The following is a 1,280-nucleotide window of genomic DNA, read 5'->3' as shown; positions in this document are numbered from 1 at the left end:
CACCAATGCCGCAGCAGGCAGCGGCGCCACCGGCGGCACCGGTTTCGCCGGCGGCGCCGGCGGACAAGGCGGCCAAGGCGGTAACAGTGCCGGCGGCACCAACGGCTCCGGCGGCGCCGGCGGCGTCGGCGGCACCGGCGGAACCGGCGGAACCGGCGGCAGCGGTGCCGACAGCACCACCGGCGTGGGCGGCACCGGCGGCGACGGCGGTATCGGCGGCGCAGCCGGCGCCGGCGGTGGCGGCGGTGGGACCGGTAGCGGCGGCACCGGCGGCACCACTGGCGCCACGGGCAAAGCAGGCACCGGCGGCACCGGCGGTCAAGGCGGCGACGGCGGTACCGGCGCCGACGGCACCAATGCCGCAGCAGGCAGCGGTGCCACCGGCGGGACCGGGTTTGCCGGCGGCCAAGGCGGACAAGGCGGACAGGGCGGCGACTCCGGTGCCGGTGGCACCAACGGCTCCGGCGGCGCCGGCGGCGTGGGCGGCAAGGGCGGCACCGGCGGAACCGGCGGCAGCGGCGCCGACAGCACCACCGGCGTGGGCGGCACCGGCGGCGACGGCGGTGTCGGCGGCGCGGCCGGCGCCGGCGGTGGTGGCGGCGGCGTAGGTAGCGGTGGCACCGGCGGCAGCACCGGCGCGGCCGGCAAGGCCGGTACCGGCGGCACCGGCGGTCAAGGCGGCGACGGCGGTACCGGCGCAGACGGCACCGATGCCGCAGCAGGCAGCGGCGCCACCGGTAGTGCTGGGTTTGCTGGCGGCGCCGGCGGACAAGGCGGCCAGGGCGGCGACTCCGGTGTGGGCGGGACCAACGGCTCCGGCGGCGCCGGCGGCGTGGGCGGCAAGGGCGGCAGTGGCGGAACCGGCGGCAGCGGTGCCGACAGCACCACCGGAGTCGGTGGCACCGGCGGCGACGGCGGTGTCGGCGGCGCGGCCGGCGCCGGCGGTGGCGGCGGCGGCGTAGGTAGCGGTGGCACCGGCGGCACTACCGGCGCCACCGGCAAAGCGGGCACCGGCGGCACCGGCGGTGTGGGTGGCGCCGGAGGCGGTGGCGGCGCAGGCACGGATGCCGCAGCAGGCAGCGGCGCCACCGGCGGCACCGGTTTCGCCGGCGGCGCCGGCGGACAAGGCGGACAGGGCGGCGACTCCGGTGCCGGTGGCACCAACGGCTCCGGCGGCGCCGGCGGGGTCGGTGGCAAGGGCGGCAGTGGCGGTGCCGGCGGTTCGGGTGCCGACAGCACCACCGGAGTCGGCGGCACCGGCGGCGACGGCGGTGTCGGCG

General features: G+C 80.6%; 1 protein-coding gene. It reads left to right on the top strand.

All coding sequences use genetic code 11. The annotated features are described in order from the left end of the window. On the top strand, positions 1 to 1,280 hold a 1,280-nt coding region (locus BST12_RS28990; protein ID WP_211281401.1), incomplete at both ends, for a hypothetical protein.

Source organism: Mycobacterium angelicum (assembly GCF_002086155.1).
Classification (GTDB): Bacteria; Actinomycetota; Actinomycetes; order Mycobacteriales; family Mycobacteriaceae; genus Mycobacterium; species Mycobacterium angelicum.
This window is presented reverse-complemented; position numbering and strand designations above follow the sequence as displayed.